This is a genomic window from Streptomyces sp. NPDC127177 (assembly GCF_042672475.1).
Classification (GTDB): domain Bacteria; phylum Actinomycetota; class Actinomycetes; order Streptomycetales; family Streptomycetaceae; genus Streptomyces.
Genome location: NZ_JBHXUW010000125.1, coordinates 1 through 3,389, shown reverse-complemented (window position 1 = coordinate 3,389; position 3,389 = coordinate 1). Strand labels below are relative to the sequence as shown.

At 67.3% G+C, this 3,389-nt stretch carries 1 protein-coding gene; it reads left to right on the top strand.

Going from position 1 to position 3,389, the window contains the following annotated elements; translation table 11 throughout:
* Positions 1-3,389: beta-ketoacyl synthase N-terminal-like domain-containing protein (locus ACFVJX_RS35930; RefSeq protein ID WP_385746751.1), on the top strand; the 3,389-nt coding region annotated here is incomplete at both ends.

The window sequence follows — 3,389 nt, the reverse complement described above, 5'->3', positions numbered from 1 at the left end:
GGTTCGGTGTTGGCGGCGGGGCAGGCGAATTATGCGGCGGCGAATGTGTTCCTGGATGCGTTGGCGGTGCAGCGTCATGCGGAGGGGCTGCCGGCGACCTCGCTCGCGTACGGACTGTGGGCTGGTGCGGGTATGGGTGAGTGGTTGGGTGAGGCGGATCTGGAGCGGATGCGGCGTCAGGGGTTGCCGGCGTTGGATCCGGTGCAGGGTCTGGCGTTGTTCGATGCGGGTCTGGCTTCGGGTCGGGCGGCTCTGGTTCCGTTGCCGATCGATGTGGCGGCGCTCCGTGCGCGTACGGACACCATTCCCGCACTCCTGCGCGACCTCGCCCACACCAACAAGCGACCCGCTGTACGCGCGACGGCTGGGTCCGGAGGAGGCGGGCAGGAACTGCTGCACAGCCTGGCCGGACTCGCAGACGACGAACGTGCCCGCAAGGTGCTGGAGATGGTCCGTGCCCGTGTGGCCAAGGTGCTGGGCCATGCGTCGGCCCAGGCCATCGAGGCGGACAGGCCCTTCCAGGAGCTTGGCTTCGACTCGCTCAGCGCAGTCGAGCTCCGTAACGAACTGAACCTGACAACCGCGCTCCGGCTCCCCGCGACACTGGTCTTCGACTACCCGACCTCACGAGCCGTGGCCGAGTACATCGACGGCGAGCTCGACGGAAGTCGGGCGCAGGAGGCGGAGCAGCCGAGCAGCAGCCTCGCAGTGCGTGACCTGGACGACGAGCCGATCGTCATCGTGGGCATGGCGTGCCGCTACCCGGGCGGAGTGACCTCGCCCGACGGCCTGTGGGATCTGGTCGCCGACGGCCGCGACGCGGTTTCCGGCTTCCCGCTGGACCGGGGCTGGGACATCGAGGGCGTGTACGACCCCGAGCCGGGTGTGCCGGGCAAGACCTATGCGAACGAGGGCGGATTCCTCTACGACGCCGGTGACTTCGACCCTGCGTTCTTCGGGATCAGCCCGAACGAGGCACTGATCATGGACCCGCAGCAGCGGCTGCTGCTGGAGGCGTCATGGGAGGTCCTCGAACGTGCAGCCATCGATCCCCGCTCGCTGAAGGGAACCAGGACGGGCGTCTTCGCCGGCCTGATGTACCACGACTACGGACAGGGAACGGAGGCCGCCGCGACCACGGGAGGCAGCCTGGTATCGGGCCGCATCTCCTACACCCTTGGCCTTGAGGGGCCGTCGATGACGGTGGACACCGCGTGCTCGTCCTCGCTGGTGGCGCTGCACCTGGCGGCCCAGGCGCTCCGTTCGGGGGAGTGCTCGATGGCCCTGGCGGGCGGCGTTGCCGTGATGTCCACGCCGGACATGTTCGTGGAGTTCAGTCGTCAGCGTGGGTTGGCGAAGGACGGGCGGTGCAAGTCGTTCGCGGGTGCGGCGGATGGTGCGGCGTGGTCGGAGGGTGTGGGTGTTCTGCTGGTCGAGCGTCTGTCGGATGCGCGGCGGCTGGGTCACGAGGTGCTGGCTGTGGTGCGGGGCAGCGCGGTGAATCAGGACGGTGCGAGTAACGGGCTGACGGCTCCGAATGGTCCGTCGCAGCAGCGGGTGATTCGTGCGGCGTTGGAGAATGCCGGGCTTGGGACTGCGGATGTGGATTTGGTGGAGGCGCACGGGACGGGGACCCGGTTGGGTGATCCGATCGAGGCGCAGGCGTTGTTGGCGACGTATGGGCAGGGGCGTCCGGAGGGTGATCCGTTGTGGCTCGGTTCGTTGAAGTCGAATCTGGGTCATAGTCAGGCGGCTGCTGGTGTGGGTGGTGTGATCAAGGCGGTGCAGGCGATTCGGCATGGTGTGTTGCCGAGGACGTTGCATGTGGATGTGCCGACGCCGCAGGTGGATTGGGATGCGGGTGCGGTGGAGTTGTTGACGGAGTCGCGTGCGTGGCCGGTGCGGGATCGTCCGCGTCGGGTGGGTGTGTCGTCGTTTGGTCTGAGTGGGACGAATGCGCATGTGATTGTGGAGCAGGCGCCGGTGGTGGAGGAGCCGGAGGCGGTTGCGTCGGTTGAGTTGCCGGTGGTTCCGGTGGTGTTGTCGGCGCGGAGTGATTCGGGGTTGTCGGGTCAGGCGTCGGCGTTGTTGGAGCGGGTGAAGGCTGGCGGCTCCGAGTTGGTTGATGTGGGGTTTTCGTCGGTGGTGTCGCGTGCGGTGCTGGAGCATCGTGCGGTGGTGGCGGCTGCGGATCGTGAGGAGTTGGTGGCTGGTCTGACTGCGCTGGCTGAGGGTGGGTCGTCGTCTTTGGTGGTGCGGGGGTCGGTGCGGCCGGCTGGCGGGACGGCGTTCCTGTTCACGGGTCAGGGTGCGCAGCGGTTGGGGATGGGTCGGGAGTTGTACGGTGCGTTTCCGGTGTTCGCGGAGGCGTTCGACGCGGTGGTGGCGGAGTTGGATGCCAGGCTGGGTGTGAGTCTGCGTGCGGTGGTGTGGGGTGAGGACGCTGATCTGCTGAATCAGACGATGTTCGCCCAGGCCGGCCTGTTCGCGGTGGAGACGGCCCTGTTCCGGTTGTTGGAGTCGTGGGGGGTGCGTCCGGACTTCCTGGTGGGTCATTCCGTCGGTGAGATCGCGGCTGCGCACGTCTCGGGGGTGTTGTCCCTGACCGATGCGGCTGAACTTGTCGTGGCGCGTGGTCGGTTGATGCAGGCGTTGCCGTCGGGTGGGTCGATGGTGGCGGTGGAGGCGACGGAGGCGGAGGTTCTTCCGCTCCTGAACGACGCGGTCACGGTGGCTGCCGTGAACGGGCCTCGCTCGGTGGTGGTCTCGGGCACAGAGTCGGCGGTTGCTGAGCTCGTCGCGGTGTTCGAGGCGCAGGACCGCAGGACGAGTGTGTTGCGGGTCTCGCATGCGTTCCATTCGCCGTTGATGGAGCCGATGTTGGCAGAGTTCGGTGCGGTGGTCGCGGGGCTGACGTTCGGCGCCCCGTCCATCCCGGTGGTGTCGAACGTGACGGGTGAGGCGTCGGAGGAGGTAGCGACGCCGTCGTACTGGGTGCGGCACGTGCGGGAGGCGGTGCGGTTCGCGGATGCGGTGTCGTTCGTCGCGTCGCGTGGCGTCACGTCGTTCATCGAAGTAGGACCGGACGGTGTCCTGAGCGGTATGGCACGGCAGTCAGTGGATGCTGACTCGTCGGCGGTCTTCGTTCCGGTGGTGCGCAAGGGCCGTTCTGAGGTGTCCACGGCTGTTACGGCACTGGGCCAGCTGCACGTGGCCGGAGTCCCGGTCGACTGGGCCGGGTTCTACGAGGGCTCGGGTGCTCGCCGTATCGATCTGCCGACTTATGCCTTCCAACGGGAGCGGTTTTGGTTGGAGTCTGTGGGTGGTGGTGGGGATGCGGGTGGTTTGGGTCAGGTGGTGGTTGATCATCCGGTGTTGGGTGCTGCGGT